Raw genomic sequence first — 21,819 nt, 5'->3', positions numbered from 1 at the left:
GAAGGCGGCACGGCGTTTCACCTTCACGCCGAACCGATTTTTCGGTCGCGCCGCTGCCGGGCGAACACGAACTTCAGCCATTCGCGTCCATTGACGACCAGCATGCCGACCAGCACGAGCGCCGAGCCCACGAGAAAAGTCGGATCGAGCCGCTCGTGCAGCAGCAGCGCACCGAGCGCGACGCCGAACATCGGCGCCATGAACGACAGCACGCCGAGCCGCGACGCGAGATAGATTCTCAGCAGATAGAACCACGCAACATAACTGAAGAAGCAAACGACGAAGGCCTGAAACCCGAGGCTCGCCCACGCTAGCGCGGTGCCATGAAACGTGGACTGGCCGGACAGCACGGCGAACGGCAGCAACACGACGAAGGCCCACACCAGTTGATAGAACAGCGTCTGCGTGGCGGGCGCTTCGCTCAGGCGCGACGCGCGCACGGCCACGGTAGTCAAACCCCACACGGCGCCCGCGCAGATGCCCAGCAGGTCGCCCAGCATCCAGTTCGGCGCCGACGGCCCTGCTCCCCCTCCCGCGCCCGGCCCGACAAAGGTCACCACGATCCCGACGAAGGCGATCGCGATGCCTGTCCATTGGATGCGCGTCAGGCGTTCGGAGGGCAGCACGATCTGCAAGCCGACTGCCGCGAACATAGGTGCGGTGTAGAGGAACACGGCCATGTGGGACGCCGTGGTCAGGCGCAGGCCTTCCGCGACGAACAGAAACTCGGCGGCAAACAGCACGCCGACCAGCGAGCCCGGCCCGAGCGCAACGCCCTTGAGCCACGTGTCGCGCACGATCAGCCGGCCGAACACCCAGACCAGCACGGCGGCAACCCCGGAGCGCAGCGATACCTGAAGCATGGGTGCGACGTCGGCCGCGATTGATTTCATGGCCGCCTGTTGGAGTCCCCATATCAGGCACAGCATCACCATGCTTGAAACGGCGAGGCCGTCCAGAGTCTTTCTCATTGGATAGTTGTCAGCAGATCTTGCGCGACAGCGCTCTTGTGGCGTCGCATAGCGTGGTTCGCGTGAATCGGGACAGCGCGGCGGGTCCGGCCAATAATGCCGCGTGTCAGGCGGCAGCACGCCTTCACGATGAATGTGTGAAGCCGGTTACCCGATCATTCCCCGCGCGCAAGGCACACGATTGTCAACCATTTGGACTGCGTTGTCGAATCGCCGCCGGCGCGCGGGAACGCGTCAAAGGGCACTACGGAAAGATCGGCGAGGCGGGTTCCGCGCCTTCGAGATCGGCGCGCGGCACATGCTGCGCGATCAATTGCTCGATTTCATGTTCGCGCGATCCGGGCACGTCCGCCATGATCAACAACTGGCCGTCGCGTATCGCATTGCGAAAACGTTCGAGCTGCGTATTCGGCTCGTTGACGCCGATCATCGTTGCCGTCCAGGCACCGAAACCGGCGCCCGCCACGGTCAGCATGACGACGGCGCCGCCCGCGATGGCCAGCTCCGCAGGCGGATAGACAAGCGCCACGAGGCCGAGCAGCGCGCCCGTCACGCCGCCAAGCGCCACGCCGCGCTCCAGCGAGTGCACGACGTCGCTGCTTTGCAGCAAGGAGGCTTGTGGCAATTCTTCGAGGGTGACGCTGTGATTGGCGAGCACGTGGATGTGCCGCCATGTGATTCGCGCGCGCAGCAGGTCGTCGACGATCGCTTTCGCTGTGAGCGTATCCGGGGCAATGAAATAAAGGCGTCTCATATCGGCTCTCCGTCAAATGGCGGCATCCGGCAACGGATGCAACGGGGCGATGCCTCTAATCGTACGCCTGAATGGGCCTTTCAGCGGGACGCAATCACATGTCGTTCAGCATGCTGCAATGCGGGACCTAGCCATGTCCCGTCACGAACTTCTTCGTGGCGTGATAGCCGTGCTTCGTCGCGTCGGCCACCGCATGACCTGCCGCTTTCGCGCCGTGTCCGACGGCATGCACGCCGTCGCGAACGGCGTGCCCGGTCTCCCGGCCAGCCGTCTTCGCGTCGGTCTTGAACTGATGAGCGCCGCTCGCGAGGCTCGCATGCGCCAGCGGGCTGACCACGGCGAGCATGGCCACGATGATTGAAATTCTGGGCGTTTTCATGTCCCCGATTCTCCCACATTGACGGGCGCGCACCCGAGCCAGCCCGGTAAGCATCGTGTCGATTTTGTATCGCGATGTTTCCGCGGCCGTTCCCGATCAATCAGACGATCGTCTTGCAACGCGCCGGCTTTCCCTTGCGCGAGCTTGCGTCTAGGCTAGAACAAGCTCGACGCGCATCTATCACCAGCGTTCTGCCGCAACGGAGCGAGGTCCGCCATGCAATTGTCCGCCGTCACCGTCGTCAAGCCCGAAACGACCAACTTCATTCTCGGGCAATCCCATTTCATCAAGACCGTCGAGGATATCCACGAGACGCTCGCGGGCGCCGTGCCCGGCATCCAGTTCGGCCTCGCATTCTGCGAAGCGTCCGGCAAGCGGCTGGTGCGGCGCTCGGGCACCGACGATGCGCTCGTCGAGATGGCCAGCCAGAACGCGCTGAACGTCGCGGCGGGCCACAGCTTCTTCGTGTTTCTCGGCGACGGCTTTTTCCCCGTCAACGTGCTGAATGCGCTGAAGGCCGTGCCCGAGGTGTGCCGCATCTTTTGCGCAACGGCGAACCCCGTTGAGGTGCTGGTGGCGCAAACCGATCAGGGCCGGGGCATCGTCGGCGTGATAGACGGGTTTTCGCCGCTCGGTGTCGAAGGCGCGGAAGACGTGCAGTGGCGCAAGGATCTGTTGCGCACGATCGGCTATAAACTTTGACCCGCAACCCGAATGGCACATCGACGTCTTGCGCCCGGCACGCTGTGGCCCGCGATCGAGCGGCAGACGGAACACGCGCTGCGCTGCGGCGCGCTGAAACCTGTCGATACCATCCAGACCGTGATCGAAAGCGGCGTTGTCCGCTTCGTCGTGCGACAGGTGTCGAGCCTCGCGCGCAAGCAGCAGCAGCGCCGCCAGGCGCGCGAACGGCAAACGCAGAAAGGTCCTGCCCCGAACCCGTTTCTTCCGTATGAGCCCGACCTGTTCGTCGCCGATATCACCGACACGCATCTGGCCTTGCTCAACAAGTTCAACGTCATCGATCATCATCTGCTGATCGTCACGCGCGATTTTCAGCGGCAGGAAGCGCTGCTCGATCTCGCGGACTTCGATGCGCTGATGGCCTGCATGGCGGAATTCGACGGCATCGGTTTTTACAATGGCGGCCCCGAGGCGGGCGCCAGTCAGCCGCACAAGCATCTGCAGATCGTGCCGCTGCCGCTCGGCGATGCCGCGCCGTCCGTGCCTGTCGCGCCGCTGCTCGCCGAAGCCGTCGCCGATGGGCCAGCGATGCGCGTACCGTGCCTGCCGTTTCGTCATGCATTCGCGCGCATGGCGTCGAATGCCCCGGAGCCCGCCGATACCGCCAGGACGGCGCTTGCCTGCTACCACACGTTGCTCGAGGCAGCGGGTATCGGCGCGATCGAGGTCAATGGCGCGCGATGTCAATCGTCGCCGTACAACCTGCTCGTCACGCGCGAGTGGATGCTGCTCGTTCCGAGATCGGCGGAACATGTCGAGGGCGTGTCGGTGAACGCGTTGGGGTTCGCCGGATCGTTGTTCGTGCGCGACGCGGCGCACCGGGCGTCGATCGAGCGGCTCGGCCCGATGACCGTGCTGCAACGCGCCGGCCAGCCCTGGCCGCAATAGGATCGCCTTATGACTGGCACATGAAACTGGTATTTCCGCCGTTTTCGGGCTTCGCCTAATCTCTGCATACCGGGAACGAACCCGAGAACGAACGCGCTGGCAAATGCCGGCCACGGAGACAGGCATGACCGCGCAGTCCACTGCATCCGCTACCCAAACCGTAATCGCCGCCGATATCGTCGTGCCTACCTCGGCCGTCGCGCTGGGCGCCACCCTCGACTACGACGCGCCGCTCCTTCCCGGCGACGCCCTTGCGCTTCTCTGGCACTGGATCTTCTTCCGCCCGACCGTCGCGCAGGCGCAGATCGGCGAAGACGGTCATCCGCGCAAAGGCGGCTTTCTTCCCGACCTCGGCTTGCCGCGCCGCATGTGGGCGGGCGGCCGCCTGCGCTTTCACGCGCCCGTGACGGTCGGCAGCGCGATCACGCGCGAATCGTCGATCCTGAACGTCAGCGAGAAGCAAGGCCGCACGGGCAAGCTCGGCTTCGTCACCGTGAAGCACCGCATTTATTGCGAGGGCACCCTTGCAATCGACGAAGAACAGGACATCGTGTACCGCGAACCGGCCGCGCCTGGCGCGCCCGCTCCCGCGCCAACCGCCGCGCCGGATTCCGCGCGATGGCACCGGCAGATCGTCCCCGATGAAGTGCTGATGTTCCGCTACTCGGCACTGACCTTCAACGGCCATCGCATCCATTACGACAAGCCCTACGCGACGCAGGTGGAAGGCTATCCGAATCTCGTCGTGCATGGACCGCTGATCGCCACGCTGCTGATGGATCTGCTGCGCAGGCATTGCCCTGACGGCAAGGTACTCGAATTCTCTTACAAGGCGATGCGTCCAAGCTTCATGGGCAACGCCCTTCATCTGTGCGGCCAGCCGTCGGCGGACGGCAAGGCGGTCGAACTCTGGTCGAAGGACCACGAAGGCTGGCTGACCATGACGGCGCGCGCGACGCTCGCCTGAATCTACAAATCCGCAACCGCATACGCACAGACCATGAACCACACCGTCACCGATCCGTTTCACGATATCCGCGAAGCCGTTCGCGACCTCTGCCAGCAATTCCCCGCCGAGTACTTTCGCAAGGTCGATGAAGAACGCGGCTATCCCGAAGCCTTCGTCGACGCGCTGACCCAAGCGGGCTGGCTCGCCGCGCTGATCCCGCAAGAATATGGCGGCTCGGGCCTGGGGCTGACGGAAGCGTCCGTCATCATGGAAGAGATCAACCGCTCGGGCGGCAACTCGGGCGCGTGTCACGGGCAGATGTACAACATGGGCACGCTGCTGCGCCACGGCTCGGCGGAACAGAAACGGCTGTATCTGCCGAAGATCGCGAGTGGCGAACTGCGCTTGCAGTCGATGGGCGTCACCGAGCCGACCACGGGCACCGACACGACGAAGATCAAGACCACGGCCGTGCGCAAGGGCGACCGTTATGTCGTCAACGGGCAAAAGGTGTGGATTTCGCGCGTCCAGCACTCCGACCTGATGATCCTGCTCGCCCGCACCACGCCGCTTGCCGACGTGACGAAGAAAAGCGCAGGGATGTCGATTTTCATCGTCGATCTGCGCGAAGCGATCGGTCACGGCATGACGGTTCGTCCGATTCCGAACATGGTGAATCACGAGACCAATGAACTGTTCTTCGACAACCTGGAAATTCCCGCTGAGAACCTGATCGGCGAAGAAGGCATGGGCTTCAGGTACATCCTCGATGGACTGAACGCCGAGCGCACGCTGATCGCGGCCGAATGCATCGGCGACGGCTACTGGTTCATCGACAAAGTCTCGCAGTACGTGAAGGACCGCGTCGTGTTCGGCCGCCCGATCGGCCAGAACCAGGGCGTGCAGTTTCCGATCGCGCGCGCGTACATCAACGTCGAAGCGGCGAACCTGATGCGTTTCGAGGCCGCGCGCCGCTTCGACGCGCACGAGCCATGCGGCGCGCAGGCCAACATGGCGAAGCTGCTCGCCGCCGACGCGTCATGGGAAGCCGCCAACGCCTGCCTGCAATTTCACGGCGGCTTCGGCTTCGCGGCCGAATACGATGTGGAGCGCAAGTTCCGCGAGACACGTCTCTATCAGGTCGCACCCATCTCGACGAACCTGATCCTCTCGTACGTCGCCGAGCACATCCTCGGTCTGCCGCGTTCCTTCTGAGAGCGAGCCCGATCATGCGTCCGCTCCAAGGCATCAAGGTCGTCACGTTCGAACATGCGATCGCCGCGCCCTTCTGCACCCGTCAGCTCGCCGATCTCGGCGCGCGCGTCATCAAGATCGAGCGCCCCGGCACGGGCGACTTCGCGCGCGGCTACGACGAGCGCGTGTCGGGCCTCGCATCGCATTTCGTGTGGACCAACCGCTCGAAAGAAAGCATCACGCTCGATGTCAAGCAGCCGCAGGCACTCGACATCGTGCACCAGCTGCTCGCCGATGCCGACGTGTTCGTGCAGAACCTCGCGCCCGGCGCGACGCAGCGCCTCGGCTTCGACTACGCGACGCTGAGCGTGAAGTATCCGAAGCTGATTGTCTGCGATATCTCCGGCTATGGACTGGACGGTCCCTTCCGCGACAAGAAAGCCTACGACCTGCTGATCCAGAGCGAGTCAGGCTTTCTGAGCATCACAGGTGCGGAGGGCGAGCCTGCGAAAGCGGGTTGCTCGATCGCGGACATCGCGGCGGGCATGTATGGCTACACCAACATCCTTGCCGCGCTGCTGGAACGCGCGCAGACGGGACGCGGCAAGCATATCGACGTGTCGATGCTCGAAAGCATGGTCGAGTGGATGAGCTATCCGCTCTACTACTCGATCGACGGACAGACGCCGCCGCGTCAGGCTGGCGCGTCTCACGCGACCATTTTCCCGTATGGTCCGTTCGTCGCCGGCGACGGCAAGACGGTGATGCTTGGCCTGCAAAACGAGCGCGAATGGAAGAACTTCTGCGAGACCGTGATCGCGCGTCCCGAACTGCTCACGGACGAGCGCTTCGCGTCGAACAGCGGCCGCGCGCAGCATCGCGAGGAACTCACGCGCGTGATCGTCGACGCGTTTTCCGCGTGGACAGCGGCGCAGGTGATCGAACGTCTGGAGCAGGCCAGCATCGCGAACGCGCGGATGAACGACATGCACGATGTCTGGCATCACGAACAGTTGCAGGCCCGGCAACGCTGGACGCATGTACAGACGGCTGCGGGCGAGATACCCGCGCTCTATCCGCCCGGCATGGCCGCCGCAGACGCGCCGCGCATGGACGCCGTTCCCGCGCTCGGCGCGCATACGGACGCGATCTTGCGTGAACTGGGCTTCAGCGCAGCGGAGGTGGACGCGCTGCGCGCATCCCATGCCGTGTAGCCGTTCGGCAACCGCACAATCCGGGCAATCATTTCAAAACAATCGCACCCCGCCTTGGCCTCGTGCTGTCTTCAGCGAGCCAATCCAATCAGGAGACACCATCATGTCCGTCAACGCCGCCGGTCGGCTCGACCGTCTGCCCATTTGCAGTTTTCACTGGAAGATACTTGGCCTGATCGCCGGTGGCGCGTTTCTCGACGCGTTCGACATCTATCTCGCCAACGGCTCGGTCGCAGCCATGGTGAAGGAAGGCTTCACCGATCTCCAGCATGGCGCGATGTTCGTCTCGGCGACCTTCGTCGGCATGATGATCGGCGCGTATGCGGCGGGCCATATCGGCGACCGGCTCGGACGACGTTACTCGTATCAGCTCAATCTCGGCATCTTCGGGCTGGCTTCGATTGCCGCGTGCTTCGCGCCGAACATCGAATGGCTGATCGTGCTGCGCTTCATCATGGGCGTGGGGCTCGGCGCCGAACTGGTGGTCGCGGCGGGCACGCTCGCCGAATTCGTGCCGCCCGCGACGCGCGGCAAGTGGGTCTCGCTGCTCGCCATCATCATCAACAGCGGGCTGTTCGCGGCGCTCGCGGCGGGCTACTGGATCATTCCGAACCTCGGCTGGCGCTATATGTTTGCGATTGCGGGCATCGGCGCGCTGGTCGTGTGGTTCCTGCGGCACCGGATGCCCGAATCGCCGCGCTGGCTCGAATCGACGGGCCGGATCGACGAAGCGGAAGCGACGCTCGCCGCCATCGAGCGTGAAGTGGAAGCGCGCGTCGGCACCTTGCCGCCCGTGCAACGCGTGGTCAACCTGAACGTCGGCGCCGTGCCGCTGCGCGCACTGTTCGCGCCGGGCATGCGCGGGCGTACCTGCGTCGCGGCGCTCACGGCGATTGCCGTCAACATCGGGCTGTATGGTTTCATCGCGTGGCTGCCGACCTTCTTCGTCAGCGAGGGCCTGTCGATCGTCAAGTCGCTCGGCTTCGTGATGCTGATGTCGATCGGCTCTCCCGTCGGCGGCCTGGTCGGCTATCTGATCGCCGACCGGATCGGCCGCGCGAAAGGCATCGTGCTCGCCGCGCTGCTCAGCATCCTGTTGGGGTGGATCTACGTGACGTTGCGCGAGCCCGCGCAGATCATCGTCGTCGGTTTCTGTCTCGTCACGACGATCTATACGATCACGACGCTCGGGCTGTTCGGCTACATTCCTGAACTGTTTCCGACGGAAGTCCGCCTGCGCGGCACGGGCGTCGCGGGCACATGCGGACGTGCCGCGTCGATCGCCACGCCGTATCTGGCGCTGCTGCTGTATCAGCGGGTCGGGGTGGGGGGCGTGATTGCGATGGTGAGCGTGATCTTTGCCGTGCTGTGCGTCGCGATCTGTATCCTTCGCGTCGAGACGAGCCGGCACGCGCTCGAAGATGTCGCGCCGGGAACCAGCGACGCCACGTCTGCTGCCGGCCACCGCGACGGCGCGCACGCGGCGGAACACGCCTGAGCGCCCGTCGAAATCAGCCGGGCGTGGCTTGCTTGCGCAGCGTCACGCCCTGCCATGTTTCGCATTCGACCTGCTCCGCAATCAACCCGATGAGCGTTCGCCGCACGGCCACCGTTGCCGAATGCATGGGCACGCCGTTTGGCCAGCAGATGCTGGCTGGACGGCGAATCACGGGATCGACGATCTTGCGCATCTTCGGCATGCGGGTTCGATCGAGTTGCGCGAGCGCCGACGACGGCAGAATCGTGCACGCCCGGCCCGAATGGGCGATCAGCAACATGGACGGCAACGAATCGATATCGGCGATGATGTTCAGCTCGACCTTCTCGCTCGAAAAGGTCCGCTCGATCAGAAGCCGCAAGCCATTCGACACACCAGGCGCAACCAGCTTGACGCCCGCGAGCCTCGCGAGCGGACAGGTGGTCGAACGCGGCGAGACCGCGCCGCCTGGTTCGCCGAGCAGATAGAGCGTCTCGTCGAGCACGGGCAGCGCGGAAATGCCGGGCGTATCGGACTCGCGAAACAGGATGGCGAGGTCCAGCCTGCCGTTCGCGAGCAGCTCGTTCAGATAGCCGCTCATGCTCTCGAAGAACTGCAGACGGATGCCTGGATAGCGGTCCTGAATCCGCTCGAAGAGCGGCACGGCGAGCACCGATGCCATGGTCGTCGGCAGGCCGACGGCAACCGTGCCCGACTCGCTGCCCGCGCCTTTCGTCACTTCCTGCTTGAGCTGTTCCATCTGCCGCAGCACGAGCCGCGCATGACGATAAAGCGCATCGCCTTCGGCCGTCGGCGTGACGCCATGATTGCTGCGCAACAGCAGCGGCACGCCGAGTTCTTCTTCGAGACGCGCCATCTGCTGACTTAGCGAAGGCTGCGCGACAAAGAGCTTTTCCGCTGCTTTGCCAAGGCTGCCGTAATCGACGATGCTGACAAAGTAGCGAAGCTGGCGAACGTCCATGAGCGGCTGGAGAGGTGAGCAGTTGTGCGATGCGCGCCGTCCGGTTTGTCGCTACATGCCGGGGCGCTCGGAGCGGGAGCCCATTCTATACCGCTGCTTGCCCGATGGACGCGGGATGCGCGCCGATGCTTCAGGCGCGGCTTGCGTCGAGAATGCCTTGCGCGCGAAGCATGACGGGCCGGTCCACCATCTTCCCGTCCACTGCCACAGCCGCGCCGTTCGCACGCTCGAACGCGTCGAGTACTTTCTTCGCCCACGCTATGTCCGCCGCGCCCGGCGCGAAGCAATCGTTGACCGTCGAAACCTGTTTGGGATGAATGCACAGCTTGCCCGCAAATCCCCAGCGCTTTGCTCTCGTCGTTTCGGCTTCGAGCGTTCGGGCATCGTCGATGGCGGGCGTCACGCCGTCGATGGGCGGCCGGATCTCCGCGACGCGCGACACCATTGCGAGCCTGGCGCGAAACGTATCCAGTTCCGCGCCGTCGGATGCCATGCCCAGGTCGGCGCAAAAGTCGAGCGTGCCGAACATCAGTTGATGAACGAACGGCGCCTTCGCGACTTCGAGCACGTTCCACATGCCCTTCGCGCTTTCGATCAACGGAAAGACGGGCATCGTGCTTCGGGTGCGTGAAACGAGCGTGGCGATATCGGCTGCGCGCTCGGCTTTGGGCAAGACGATGCCCGCGACGCCGCGCAATCTTCCCAGCGCGGCGTCCTGCTCGAACCAGGGCGTGCCGACCGCGTTCACGCGGATCAGCACGGGGCGCTCCCACGAGAGCCACCCGGCGACGGCCTGTCTGGCGCGGTCCTTGTCGCCGGGTGCGACGGCGTCTTCGAGATCGACGATGACAGCGTCCGCGCCGCTGCCCAAGGCCTTCTCGAAGCGTTCCGGACGCGTGCCCGGCACGAACAGAAACGAGCGACGGTGGCGATCAACAGGCTGCAACATCTCGACTCCCGGCAAACTGGTTCATCACAGTGCGACCGTCAGTTCGGGCACGGCGCTGAACAGATCGCCGACCAGACCATAATCCGTCACGCTGAAAATCGGCGCTTCTTCGTCCTTGTTGATCGCGACGATCACCTTCGAGTCCTTCATGCCCGCCAGATGCTGGATCGCGCCGGAGATGCCGACCGCGATGTACAACTGCGGCGCGACGATCTTGCCCGTCTGGCCGACCTGATAGTCGTTGGGCACGTAGCCAGCGTCGACGGCGGCGCGCGATGCGCCCAACGCGGCCTGTAGTCTGTCTGCCAACGGCTCCAGCACTTGCGTGTAGTTCTCCGCGCTGCCCAGACCCCGCCCGCCAGAAACAATGATGTTCGCCGACGTCAGTTCCGGACGGGAGAGCTTCGTGACTTCGCGGCTCACGAACTGCGAGATGCCCGCGTCAGCCGCTGCGTCGATCTTCCCGATGGATGCGCTGCCGCCTTCCGGTGCAACGGGATCGAAGCCCGTTGCACGCACTGTGATGACCTTGATCGGGTCTTGAGACTGGATCGTGGCGATCGCGTTGCCGGCGTAGATCGGACGCTCGAATGTATCGGCGCCGACCACAGCCGTGATCTCGCTGATCTGCGCCACGTCGAGCTTTGCCGCGATGCGCGGCGCGATGTTCTTGCCGTAGGCGGTGGCGGGCGCGAGGATGTGCGAGTAATTCTTCGCGATGTTCAGCACCGTCCCTTCGATATTTTCCGCGAGGCCTTCGGCCAGTTGCGGCGCATCGGCAAGCAACACCTTCGATACGCCTGCCACTTTCGCGGCCGCATCGGCTGCGCCCTGCGCATTGTGCCCTGCCACCAGCAGATGAATGTCGCCGCCAATCTTCTGCGCGGCAGCAACCGTGTTCAGCGTCGCTGCCTTCAGCGCCGCGTTGTCGTGTTCGGCAATTACCAGAATCGTCATGTTCTTTCCTGTGCTTCAGAAAACTTTGGCTTCCGTCTTGAGCTTCTCGACCAGCGCGGACACGTCGGCCACCTTCACGCCCGCCGGGCGCTTCGGCGGCTCGCTGACTTTCAGTGTCTTCAGACGCGGCGTGACATCGACGCCCAGGTCTTCGGGCGTTACGGTTTCGAGCGGCTTTTTCTTTGCCTTCATGATGTTCGGCAGCGTCACATAACGCGGCTCATTGAGGCGCAGATCGGTCGTGATCACAGCTGGAAGCGTGAGCGACAGCGTTTGCGCGCCGCCATCGACTTCACGCGATACGGTCGCCTTCCCGTCCGCCACGACAACTTTCGATGCAAACGTCGCTTGCGGCAAGCCCGCCAGTGCAGCGAGCATTTGCCCCGTCTGATTGGCGTCGTCGTCGATTGCCTGCTTGCCGAGAATCATGAGCGAAGGTTGTTCCTTGTCGGCCAGTGCCTTCAAAAGCTTCGCCACCGCCAGCGGTTGCAGTTCTTCATTCGACTCGACCAGCACCGCGCGATCCGCGCCGATCGCCAGCGCCGTGCGCAGCGTTTCCTGACTTTGCGCAACGCCACACGAAACGGCAACCACCTCGCTGACAACCCCCGCTTCCTTCAACCGCACCGCCTCTTCGACGGCGATTTCGTCGAACGGATTCATCGACATCTTCACGTTCGCCACGTCGACACCCGTGTTGTCCGACTTCACGCGGACCTTCACGTTGTAGTCGACCACGCGTTTGACAGGGATCAGCACTTTCATGGTCGTCTCCACTTTGATAGAAGGATCACGAGCCCGAGCCTCGTTTGCAGCCTCTATTTGAAAGCCTGCCCTGCACCGGCGCAAATATCAGATTGCTCTGCCCGTCATAGGTTTCGGCGATGGCAGGCACCCTCGCTGCCGATTTTTTGCCACGCCCCTACAATAGATGTCGCCGCGGCGAAGCCCTCCGCCAGTGTTGTTAGACAACGCATTGACATCATGAATATTGCCCACATCCGATCGCGATTTTTTGTTGCCGTCCTGTTCCTCACGATGCTTGCCTTCGGCAATACCGTATCCGCGCAAACCGTCGACAGCTCCGATCCGCAGATTCTGATCAAGTCAGTCACGCAGCAGGTGCTCGACGAAGTCCACAAGCAGGCGATCGACCCATCGGATATCCCGCGCATCATGGACATCGTGAACCGGGACATCCTGCCTTACATCGACTTCGAACATACGACGCAGCTTGCGCTCGCCCGCTACTGGCGCACGGCCACGCCCGCGCAACAGCAACAGCTCACGCAACAGTTCAAGATGTTGCTGATCCATCTGTATTCGGGCGCGCTCGCGCAGCTCAAGCCGGATCAGAAGATCGACTATCCGCCCATGCGCGTCGCGCCGACGGACTCGGATGCCGTCGTGCGCACGATTGCCTCCACCAACGCGCAGCCCGTCGAGATCGACTACCGTCTGCGCAAGACGCCGCAAGGCTGGCGCGTGTACGACCTCAACGTGATGGGGGCGTGGCTCGTGCAGACGTACCGGCAGCAGTTCGGCGAGACGATCCAGCAAAGCGGTATCGACGGGCTGCTGCGCTTTCTGACGGACCGCAACCAGCAACTCGCGTCGGGCAAGCCGCAGTAAGCGGCGTCATTCGCATCGGCCGCGCGCGGCGGCCGTGAGCCCGAAAGCGCATCTTCAGGCGTGAGCGCGCGGCCCGCGCGCCACCTTGCATTGCGTGCCGCCCAAGCGCTTGCGCAGGTAGCCCACGGCGACTCCTGCGAGGCAGCTGGCGCAAACGCGGCCCACTCCGATGATCAATCGCCATCAGGAATGGCTCGATGGACGCGTCGCGGCGGTGCGACGCGCGCGTGACTGAAGCGCGCCGGTTGCGCGCACCCGGCCGGGGGGCATGTCGAGCATGTCCCGGCGAGGCGGTCTCCCCCTGTTGACTAGCATCGATGCGCGAGCCGCCTGGACCTTCTGTACCTCAGATCAATTGACTGCGGCGCGGTCGTCATCATGTCATCTGGTGCTTCTTATCGCGATCGCATACAGTGAGTGAAGAACGCCTGCAAATATCGACGTCTGTGTCAAAGCGATTCGAAACGCTCTTTCTCTCGGTCTGGCGGGAGTAGACAAATGAACAGGTTGCTTATAACTGGCGCGGCGGCTGTTGCCACACTGTCCGGGGCCGCGCAGGCGCAAAGCAGTATTACGCTTTACGGGCTGATCGATGCCGGTCTGACTTACACCAACAACCAGATCAGCGGCACGGGAGGCGGACATAGCAACTGGCAAATGACGAGCGGTGCCGTTCAGTACAGCCGCTGGGGGCTTCGCGGGTCCGAGGATCTGGGCGCGGGATTGAAGGCTGTCTTCACGCTGGAAAGCGGCTTCAACCTGAACAATGGCCAGTATTCGTCGAGCAACAGGATCTTCAATCGGCAGGCGTATGTCGGGTTGACGAGTCGCAGCTATGGCTCGCTGACGCTTGGGCGCCAAACCGACGGCATGGTCGATTTCGTCGCGCCGCTTTCATTGACGGGCACGGAGTTCGGCGGTACGCATTTCGCGCATCCGTTGGACAACGACAACCTGAACGATTCGTTTCAGATCAATAATTCCGTGAAGTACCTGAGTCCGGATATGGGTGGACTCAAGGTCGGTGCACTGTATGGCTTCTCCAACGAGGCAGGTGCATTCACGAACAATCGCGCCTATAGCTTCGGCATTTCCTACATATGGGGCGCGCTGAATTTCGGCGCTGGCTACCTTCAACTCAACAGCTCGGCGCGCACGCCGGCAGGGTTGAACACGAACGGCGCAGTCACCGATACCACCGGCTCGTCCCTGCAAGGCGCGCAGTCGCCAACCAGCGTGCCTTTGGGCGTACTAGCCAGTAGCCAGAAGACCTTTGGCGCCGGCGTCAACTACACCTTCGGCCCAGCCGTGGCAGGCTTCGTCTACTCGCACAGCAAGCTCGCCCAGTTTTTCCAGTCCGGGCTGAGCGGCACGTTTCAGAACTTCGAGAGCAATTTTCGCTATGCGCTGAGCCCCACGATCGAACTCGCGGGCGCTTATACCTATACACGCGCCGGCGGCAATGGCGGTGGTGGCGTCCCGCACTGGAATCAGCTGAGCGCCATGGCCGATTACCGCTTCTCGCGACGCACCGACGCCTATGTTCAAGGGGTATGGCAACGCGTCAGCCCAAGCGGCACTTCGCCGTTGGGCGTGGCATGGATCAATGGCATAAGCGCCCCCTCCGCGACGACTAATCAGATTCAGGCGACGGTTGGCCTGAAACACCGCTTCTGACCCACCGACGGCGTGCCACGAGCGCAAATCCAATCGATTCCCACGCACGCCGTTCAGCGCCGGCGCCATGCCATTCAGCTTGACGATGTCTGCCCGCGCATCGTTCGATATTCGCGACGAACGATATCCATCAACTCGGCGACGGACGTGCTGGCCGTCTCTCGCTGATACGTCACACGGCCTCGTTGCATCAGCATGACGCGATCGGCAATGTCGAGCGTCTGCGCGTAGTTGTGCATGATCATGATGATCGACAGACCGCCCTTTCCCTTCAGGCGCAGAATCAGATCGATGATCAGCCCGGCCTCGCGGGCGCCCATTGCCGCGAGCGGTTCGTCGAGCAACAGAATCCGTGCATTCGAATTGACCGCGCGCGCCACCGCGATGGCCTGCCTTTGGCCACCGGAAAGCTGCTCGACAGGCAAATCGACGGATGGAACATGCACGCCGATCTCTTCGAGACATTCCGCGGCCCGCTGGCGCATCGCCCGATGATTCAGCAGGCGGAACGGACCGGGGCGAATGATCTCCCGGTTCAGGAACATGTTGTGATAAATGCTCAGCGAATTCGCGAGCGCCAGATCCTGATACACGCACTCGATACCTAACGCGCGCGCGTGATCGACGGAACGCAGCAGGGTCTCTTCGCCGCCAAGAAACAGCTTGCCGCTCGTCTGCTGATGAAAGCCAGTGAGAATCTTGATCAGGGTCGACTTGCCCGCGCCGTTGTCGCCCAGGATGCCGAGAATCTCGCCTTGCCTGAGCGTCAGCGACACGCCGTCGAGCGCGGTCACGGCACCGAATCGCTTGACTATATCTTCCCCGCGCAATGCCTCTTGCGGCAACGAGGACATCACAACTCTCCTTTGCGCGCCAGACGGACGACGTGGATGTTGAAGATCATCGCAGCGAGAATCGCCGCACCAAGAATCATGTTGAAGGTAAACGCATTGATGCCGATCAGCGTGAAGCCATCATTCAGAATGCCGAGCACGGCTGCGCCGATCAGACCGCCGATGATCGTGCCCGATCCTCCCGCGAGTGGCGTGCCGCCAATCACCGCCGCGGCCACCGCGAGGAACATGATCTGATTGCCACCCGCTTGCGGATCGATGGACGAAATACGGAAGCCCTCCAGGATGCCCGTCAAACCGGCGAGCACCGAAGCGAGTATGAAATTGCGGAGCTTCAGACGCCTGACATGGATACCCGCCTCGCTCGCGCCCAGCGGATTGGCGCCCGATGCGATCGTGTGCAAACCCCAGCGCGTGTGACGCAACAGCACGTGCATGAGCGCGGCGAGGGCGATTGTCCAGATGATTTCGCTGTAGCCCCACGCACCGACGAACTCGGCGAAAACGCCCTCCTCGGGTGGCGAAGCGGGCGTGCCGCGTGAAATGGTCAGCGTGAATCCGTTCACGAAAAACAGCGTGCCCAACGTGGTGACGAACGAAGGAATCCGCAGATAGACCGATACCGCGCCGTTGAACAGCCCAACCAGCCCCGCCGCGACGACACCCGCCAGCATGGCCAGCCAGGCGGGCGCGCCTGCCTCGTGAGCAAAATGCATGACGAAAGGCGCGAATGCGAAGACCATGCCGGCGGAAAGATCGATCTCTCCGCCGATCATCAACATGATTTCACCGAACGCAATGATCGCGACGGGCGCGATGAACTGCGACAGGTTCTGGAGGCTCGCGTGCGTCAGCAGAAAATCATGGTTCGCCGTCTCGAAGTAAGCACACAGAATGATCGCCACCGCGAGGATGCGGATTTCGCTCGAGCGCACGAACGCCCGCGGCCAGCGCCGCGGGCGTTGTGCTTTCTTGATGTCCACCACAGGCGAGCTCACCCCTTGATCGCCCCCGAGCGCGGCACGATTTCAGGCTTCGTGCTCTTGCCTTCGTAACGGGTGGAGGTGCTCAGGTAAGGATCGACCGAGCCCTTGGTCACGAATTTCAGGCCGGTGTTGACATTGGCCGGCCCGACGAGCCCGCCCGACGCCAGGAACACGAACGCCTGGACTACCGTATAGAAACCTTGCACGTAGGGTTGCTGGTCGATCGTGAAATCGAGGAAGCCGTCGTGAATCAGCTGGACCGTGCGCGGCAGCAGGTCGAACCCGCCGCCATGCACGCCCTTGGCGGGCAGATTGGACTCTTTCATCACCTCGGCGACGCCCTGAGTGCTGCCCGCGTCGACAGCAAACATGCCTTTGAGATCCTGGTGGCCGAGATAAAACGACTTGATCTTCGAGAGTTCTTCGTTGACGGTCGCGCCAGTGGCAATGGTTTGCACGTCGATTTTCTTGCCCGACTTCTTGATGGCAGCGGCGGCGCCGTCCAGCCGGGGCTGAATGTTGAGCTGCCCCGGCGTGGCGATAAACAGCGCAACCAGGCCGCTATCGATGAGACTGGCGATGCGCTCGCCCATCTGATATCCGGACAGATACAGATCCTGGCCGATGTAACTCAAGCGTGGATTCGCGGAACCCTGTGGCGCATCGGCGTTGTACGCGAACACGGGGATACCCGCGTCGAGCGCGGCCTGGATAGGTTTGTCGAAAGCCTTTGGATCGACGATGGGCACGGCGATCGCGTCGGCCTTGCCGGCAATGGCCGCATTCACGGCATTGACCATTTCGGCGATGTCGGCATTGGCCGAGCCCGTCCACTGGTAGTCCATGCCGAGCAAAGCCGTGGAGTCCTGAATGCCGTATTGCGTCGGAACAAAAAAAGGATTGGTGGTCACATGGTTGACGAAGACGATCTTCCAGCGCTTGTGGGCGGGGAATGGCCCCGCCTCTGCGGCCTGGGCGGGTGTGATCGCTCCGCCAAGCATTGCCATTGCCGCACTCAGCGCGGCACCTTGCAGCATGCCGCGACGCATGCTCTGAACTTCGCCTTTGGGGCTCCGCTTGCCGGTCATGTCATCCTCCAGACTTTGAGTTTTTGGATAACTTGCTGTGCATGACGGCGCAGGCGAGTGATGCCCCGGCCGGGCCGCACCACACTTCACGACCCCGTGTGCATGCGTGTGCGCCTGACGACCCTGCCAAAAATCCTATATCACGTACTTTTTCTGACTAATCAACGTATACCCTTAACTATAGTCGGACTATTTGGATCAGTTCGAGGCGAATCGCGTGGATACCGCCTCGATCCAGCCGCCAGCTGCCCGAACGCTTCCAGCGTGCAGCGCTTATCGGTGCCATACGCCGACCGCGTGACGACCACGTTGCGCTTCACGGCGAGGCGCGTGCGAAGGGGAACTTTTCCCGCTATCGCGCGCTCTCGTAGAAGCACACGTCGCGGCACACCCGCCGACGGACACGGTGCGGCTCATGCAAAAGGGCTGCGCGTGTGACATCTCGCTCAACACACATTTTGGGAGCGGCACATGCAACTCGGAATGATTGGACTCGGGCGCATGGGCGCCGACATGGTGCGGCGGCTTTCCCAGGGCGGTCAGCGGTGCGTCGTGTTCGACGTCCAGCCCGCTGCGGTGCAACGGCTCCAGCAGGAAGGTATCGACGGCGCGTCGACGCTCGAAGATCTCGTCGCCAGGCTGCAAAAGCCGCGCGCCGTGTGGCTCATGGTGCCTGCCGCCGTGGTCGATTCGACGCTCGACAAACTGGTGCCGCTGCTGGAGCCCGGCGATATCGTGATCGACGGCGGCAACTCGCACTATCACGACGACATTCGCCGCGGCAACGAACTCGCCGGGAAACAATTACATTACGTCGATGTCGGCACGAGCGGCGGCGTGGCGGGGCGCGAACGCGGCTATTGCCTGATGATCGGCGGCGAGACGGATATCGTGAAGCACCTCGAACCCGTCTTCGCCGCGCTCGCGCCGGGCGTCGCGGCCGCACCGCGCACAGCGGATCGGCAACAGGACGGCAGCACGGCAGAGCGCGGTTTCCTGCATTGCGGGCCGCAAGGTGCCGGCCACTTCGTCAAGATGGTCCACAACGGTATCGAGTACGGGATGATGGCCGCGTATGCGGAAGGATTGAACATCCTGCGGCACGCGAATGCAGGCAAGCAATCGCGCGAAATCGATGCGGAAACCTCGCCGTTGCGCGACCCGCAGTTCTATCAATACGACCTCAATCTGGGCGATATCGCCGAACTGTGGAGACGCGGGAGCGTCATCAGTTCGTGGCTGCTCGACCTGATCGCAGGCACGCTGTCGCGCGACGGCGAATTGAAGGACTACGCGGGGCGGGTATCGGATTCGGGCGAGGGCCGATGGACTATCGATGCCGCGATCGACGAAGGCGTGCCTGTGCCCGTGCTGAGCGCCGCGCTTTTCGCACGCTTCAGCTCGCGCGGCGAAGCGGACTTCGCGAATCGCGTGCTGTCCGCCATGCGCAAGGACTTCGGCGGTCATGCGGAAAAGCCGGGCTCTGCGACCGCTTAAGGGAAGGCCGTCAAGTCGCACCACGACGCAGACGGGCCACTCGTCGCGTGTCGACTTCGAATGACCGATGGGCGCATTTTTCCTGTCTAAAGTGCGATGGTCATTCGAACGCGCTGGCGCACAACGCGCTTGTGCAGTGCGCCACTTCTGGTGACGGGAGTCAGGCAAAATAGACGCGGAAGTCACGCGCGACCGGCGGCATCGCACACTTGCGTTGCGCCCATGGACGCATGGAGACGCGCTATGGAAAACCTCCCGAGAAACCGCTCGACGCTTGCTGCGTTGGTGCTCCTCCTGGCTGGATGCGCCACTGCCGGCGCGCCGCAAAGCGGGCCACATCTGAGCCCAACGGAGTGCCGCGACCTTGCCGCGATCAGAAGCAACGCACCTCCGACGAGGGAGCAACAACAAAGCGAGCTCTCGGCCCTGAGGAAAGCGGGCTACAACCCGTCACCCTGGAACGACGACCCCAAGTTCCCAGAGAATCTGCACGCCGCGCAGCGCCTGGTCGACCAGTGGTTCAAAACGGAATGTCAGCAGTCTCAACCCGGGTGAAGCCCTCACGCCGCTACGCACTTACTTCGTTGCTTTCCTGACCCGGCGCATGACGTCGGGTTCGCCGCCGTAGTCGCTATTCATCCAGTCCGGAATACGCTTGCCGCGGTGGCAAGCCGTGCTCCTGGCGAATCGTGTTTTCAGTCAACGGATAGGCAGCGCTATCGGCATATTTTCCTAAACCCACCACTTTATTTTCGTCTTCGATTTTTGGATCTGCAGGGTGCGACGTCTTTGCCTCGGCAATCTCGCCCGGTCCTTGCGCGCCCATACCGGCCGTCGAACTGGAGGGTTTCGAAATCAGACTGGATTCGCCTTTCAGATTGTTGTGCGCGTGGATCATTTCATGGGCGAGCCCGATGAACGGTGGCCGCTTGCCATCCGGCGTAACGGTTTGCTGCGGGTTCCATTTGACGGACGACACAGTGCCTTCACCCGGTGTCGAAGCTTTTTGATCGCTGGCCGATCTGGTGACGTTCCCGTCCGCATAAGTCCGCGGCCGCCCGAACAACGTTTGCCGCTTCTCCGAGGCCTGGGGCATGATTGCGACCTTGTAGCCGAACTTGTCGTTACTCTGGTGGTCCCCGATCTCTTGCAGCAACTGCTTGCCCGCCGGTTGGCTCGCGATCTCATCCAGCGCTGCATGAACCTGCCCGGTAAACGCCTTTGAATCGCCGGGCCGCGTTTTGATCACCACGCCGTTCCATTTTGTTTGTGTCGTTACCATGTCGCCCGTCGGCGGGACAATGGGACGGCTGGTCTTCTCCTTCACCGTCTTCGAAAACGACGACAACGCGCTCAATCTGGCGCCGGGCAGCCTGGCTTTGGCCGGGCTGGCCGGATTGGCTGCCGGTTTGGCAGTCGACGTGGACGGCGCCGATACCGGGTGATCGCTCGACGTACTCCCGGTTCGGCGAATTTGACTGGGCATCGCAACGCTCCTGTATGCGGCCAACATGGCTACGTGGGTCACCTGACGCTTGTGTGACAGTGGTGAGCCAAGTATGCGCAACAAGGTGGCGCGCGGCGGCGAGCATGCGAAGTGATACACGTCCACCCGCAACGATGCTTGACGGAATCATTCAGGACGCTTTCCGTGGCCCTGACCTCCGTTGAGCCGTCTCGATCGTCACGAACAGCCGATCAGCGCCTTTAGCCGTACAGCTTCGATTCCGTCATCAACGCCGGCGTCCCTATCACGTCGTTAATGCCGTCGAAATCGAGCATGCGGTCTTGCCAGGGGTAAGTCGTTCCGTTCTCGCGCAGACTGGCGTAGTAGCCCTGCAACGTATGCGCGACCGCGCGCGCCGTGCCTCCGGGAAATATAACGATGCGGAATCCCAGTTGCGTCAGCGCCTGCACGCTGTGCACGGGCGTCTTGCCTCCCTCGACCATGTTCGCGAGCAAGGGAACCCGTCCTGCGAAGCGATCGCAGGCCGCTTTCATCTGTTCAACCGAGCGCAGCGCCTCGATGAACAGCGCATCGGCGCCCGCTTCCAGATATCGCTCGGCGCGATCGAGCGCCGCATCCAGTCCCTCGACGGCCACGGCATCGGTGCGCGCCAGGATCATCGTGTCGCGGTTCGATCTCGCATCGACAGCCGCGCGCAACTTGCCGCACATCTCGGCGGCCGGGATCAGCGATTTTCCATCCAGATGTCCGCAGCGTTTCGGGAAGGTCTGATCTTCCAGCTGGATCATGGCCGCGCCAGCGCGCTCGAAACCACGCACCGTACGCTTGACGTTCAGGGCGTTGCCGAAGCCTGTATCGGCATCGACGATCACTGGAACATCGACACGCTCGGTAATCCGCGCAAGCGTATCTTCGACTTCTGACGACGTCGTCAGTCCCACATCCGAGCGGCCCAGCCGCGTGTAGGCAATCGATGCGCCGGAAAGATACAGCGCCTTGAAGCCGGCCTGTTCGGCGATCAACGCCGTCAATGCGTCGAAGACGCCAGGTGCAAGCACCGAGCCTTGCTGAAGGAGGGTCGTAAGTCTGTTTGCTTTCGTCGCCATTGTCTCTATACCTGTTTTCGGACGGGTAACGCCGCCACCATGTCGGCCAGCCC

At 62.8% G+C, this 21,819-nt stretch carries 22 protein-coding genes; 10 read left to right on the top strand and 12 right to left on the bottom strand.

From position 1 onward, the window contains the following. Positions 1-23: 23 nt before the first annotated feature. From KFO72_RS13650 to KFO72_RS13640, 3 genes are all read right to left on the bottom strand, one after another. Positions 24-971, bottom strand: a complete 948-nt coding sequence (locus KFO72_RS13650) for a DMT family transporter (protein ID WP_054932032.1) — start codon at positions 969-971, stop codon at positions 24-26. 244 nt (positions 972-1,215) lie between these two features. Continuing rightward, a complete protein-coding gene (locus KFO72_RS13645; protein WP_225032357.1) occupies positions 1,216-1,725 on the bottom strand; it encodes a DUF1269 domain-containing protein in 510 nt (169 codons plus the stop codon). 127 nt (positions 1,726-1,852) lie between these two features. Beyond that, positions 1,853-2,104 carry a hypothetical protein gene (locus tag KFO72_RS13640; RefSeq protein WP_054932030.1) on the bottom strand — a complete coding sequence of 84 codons (252 nt, stop codon included), beginning with the start codon at positions 2,102-2,104 and terminating at the stop codon, positions 1,853-1,855. A gap of 216 nt (positions 2,105-2,320) precedes the next feature. On the opposite strand from KFO72_RS13640, the gene KFO72_RS13635 reads away from it, so the two are divergent. The 6 genes from KFO72_RS13635 (at position 2,321) to KFO72_RS13610 (ending at position 8,591) form a co-directional block, all read left to right on the top strand. Then, a complete protein-coding gene (locus KFO72_RS13635) occupies positions 2,321-2,806 on the top strand; it encodes an adenosine-specific kinase (RefSeq protein WP_035995108.1) in 486 nt (161 codons plus the stop codon). Positions 2,807-2,818: 12 nt separating this feature from the next. Then, positions 2,819-3,736: an ATP adenylyltransferase family protein gene (locus tag KFO72_RS13630; protein ID WP_225032356.1), complete on the top strand. Its 918-nt coding sequence runs from the start codon at positions 2,819-2,821 to the stop codon at positions 3,734-3,736. 124 nt (positions 3,737-3,860) lie between these two features. Next, a complete protein-coding gene (locus tag KFO72_RS13625; RefSeq protein WP_225032355.1) occupies positions 3,861-4,703 on the top strand; it encodes a MaoC family dehydratase N-terminal domain-containing protein in 843 nt (280 codons plus the stop codon). Positions 4,704-4,736: 33 nt separating this feature from the next. Next, complete coding sequence (locus tag KFO72_RS13620) at positions 4,737-5,900, top strand: acyl-CoA dehydrogenase family protein (RefSeq protein WP_225032354.1); 1,164 nt, start codon at positions 4,737-4,739, stop codon at positions 5,898-5,900. 14 nt (positions 5,901-5,914) lie between these two features. Then, on the top strand, positions 5,915-7,093 hold the full coding sequence (locus KFO72_RS13615; protein ID WP_054932026.1) for a CaiB/BaiF CoA transferase family protein: 1,179 nt from the start codon (positions 5,915-5,917) through the stop codon (positions 7,091-7,093). 103 nt (positions 7,094-7,196) lie between these two features. Further along, entirely contained in the window at positions 7,197-8,591 is a 1,395-nt protein-coding gene (locus KFO72_RS13610; protein WP_224099254.1) for an MFS transporter, read from the top strand. Positions 8,592-8,604: 13 nt separating this feature from the next. On the opposite strand, the gene KFO72_RS13605 is transcribed toward KFO72_RS13610, so the two are convergent. The 4 genes from KFO72_RS13605 to KFO72_RS13590 form a co-directional block, all read right to left on the bottom strand. Continuing rightward, the gene (locus KFO72_RS13605; RefSeq protein WP_225032353.1) at positions 8,605-9,552 is read right to left on the bottom strand and encodes a LysR substrate-binding domain-containing protein; all 948 of its coding nucleotides are present in this window, start codon (positions 9,550-9,552) and stop codon (positions 8,605-8,607) included. 130 nt (positions 9,553-9,682) lie between these two features. Continuing rightward, positions 9,683-10,501, bottom strand: a complete 819-nt coding sequence (locus tag KFO72_RS13600) for an HpcH/HpaI aldolase/citrate lyase family protein (RefSeq protein ID WP_225032352.1) — start codon at positions 10,499-10,501, stop codon at positions 9,683-9,685. 24 nt (positions 10,502-10,525) lie between these two features. Continuing rightward, on the bottom strand, positions 10,526-11,458 hold the full coding sequence (locus tag KFO72_RS13595) for an electron transfer flavoprotein subunit alpha/FixB family protein (RefSeq protein ID WP_225032351.1): 933 nt from the start codon (positions 11,456-11,458) through the stop codon (positions 10,526-10,528). 15 nt (positions 11,459-11,473) lie between these two features. Next, the gene (locus KFO72_RS13590) at positions 11,474-12,223 is read right to left on the bottom strand and encodes an electron transfer flavoprotein subunit beta/FixA family protein (RefSeq protein WP_225032350.1); all 750 of its coding nucleotides are present in this window, start codon (positions 12,221-12,223) and stop codon (positions 11,474-11,476) included. Between the two features lie 273 nt (positions 12,224-12,496). On the opposite strand from KFO72_RS13590, the gene KFO72_RS13585 reads away from it, so the two are divergent. Both KFO72_RS13585 and KFO72_RS13580 read left to right on the top strand, forming a co-directional pair. Continuing rightward, entirely contained in the window at positions 12,497-13,090 is a 594-nt protein-coding gene (locus KFO72_RS13585; protein WP_224099316.1) for a phospholipid-binding protein MlaC, read from the top strand. 498 nt (positions 13,091-13,588) lie between these two features. Beyond that, entirely contained in the window at positions 13,589-14,767 is a 1,179-nt protein-coding gene (locus KFO72_RS13580) for a porin (protein WP_225032349.1), read from the top strand. Between the two features lie 74 nt (positions 14,768-14,841). On the opposite strand, the gene KFO72_RS13575 is transcribed toward KFO72_RS13580, so the two are convergent. Genes KFO72_RS13575 through KFO72_RS13565 form a run of 3 tightly spaced genes read right to left on the bottom strand, consistent with a single transcriptional unit; the run spans position 14,842 to position 17,695 of the window. Further along, positions 14,842-15,621, bottom strand: a complete 780-nt coding sequence (locus tag KFO72_RS13575) for an ATP-binding cassette domain-containing protein (protein WP_225032348.1) — start codon at positions 15,619-15,621, stop codon at positions 14,842-14,844. Next, the gene (locus KFO72_RS13570; protein ID WP_060610386.1) at positions 15,621-16,604 is read right to left on the bottom strand and encodes an ABC transporter permease; all 984 of its coding nucleotides are present in this window, start codon (positions 16,602-16,604) and stop codon (positions 15,621-15,623) included. Before KFO72_RS13570 ends, KFO72_RS13575 begins: the two co-directional genes overlap by 1 nt. 11 nt (positions 16,605-16,615) lie before the next feature. Next, a complete protein-coding gene (locus KFO72_RS13565; protein ID WP_225032371.1) occupies positions 16,616-17,695 on the bottom strand; it encodes a sugar ABC transporter substrate-binding protein in 1,080 nt (359 codons plus the stop codon). Between the two features lie 471 nt (positions 17,696-18,166). On the opposite strand from KFO72_RS13565, the gene gnd reads away from it, so the two are divergent. Then, entirely contained in the window at positions 18,167-19,192 is a 1,026-nt protein-coding gene (gene gnd / locus KFO72_RS13560; protein ID WP_062917874.1) for a phosphogluconate dehydrogenase (NAD(+)-dependent, decarboxylating), read from the top strand. A 243-nt stretch (positions 19,193-19,435) separates the two neighbouring features. Continuing rightward, on the top strand, positions 19,436-19,747 hold the full coding sequence (locus tag KFO72_RS13555) for a DUF4148 domain-containing protein (protein WP_054932017.1): 312 nt from the start codon (positions 19,436-19,438) through the stop codon (positions 19,745-19,747). A gap of 76 nt (positions 19,748-19,823) precedes the next feature. On the opposite strand, the gene KFO72_RS13550 is transcribed toward KFO72_RS13555, so the two are convergent. Further along, positions 19,824-20,678, bottom strand: a complete 855-nt coding sequence (locus tag KFO72_RS13550) for a M91 family zinc metallopeptidase (RefSeq protein WP_225032347.1) — start codon at positions 20,676-20,678, stop codon at positions 19,824-19,826. A 221-nt stretch (positions 20,679-20,899) separates the two neighbouring features. Then, positions 20,900-21,766: an isocitrate lyase/PEP mutase family protein gene (locus KFO72_RS13545; protein ID WP_062917872.1), complete on the bottom strand. Its 867-nt coding sequence runs from the start codon at positions 21,764-21,766 to the stop codon at positions 20,900-20,902. Positions 21,767-21,819: the final 53 nt, after the last annotated feature.

The sequence above is a fragment of the Paraburkholderia sp. XV genome (assembly GCF_020177535.1).
Taxonomy (GTDB): Bacteria; Pseudomonadota; Gammaproteobacteria; order Burkholderiales; family Burkholderiaceae; genus Paraburkholderia; species Paraburkholderia caribensis.
Note: the sequence above shows the minus strand (reverse complement) of the source record. Positions and strands in the feature narration are given on the sequence as shown.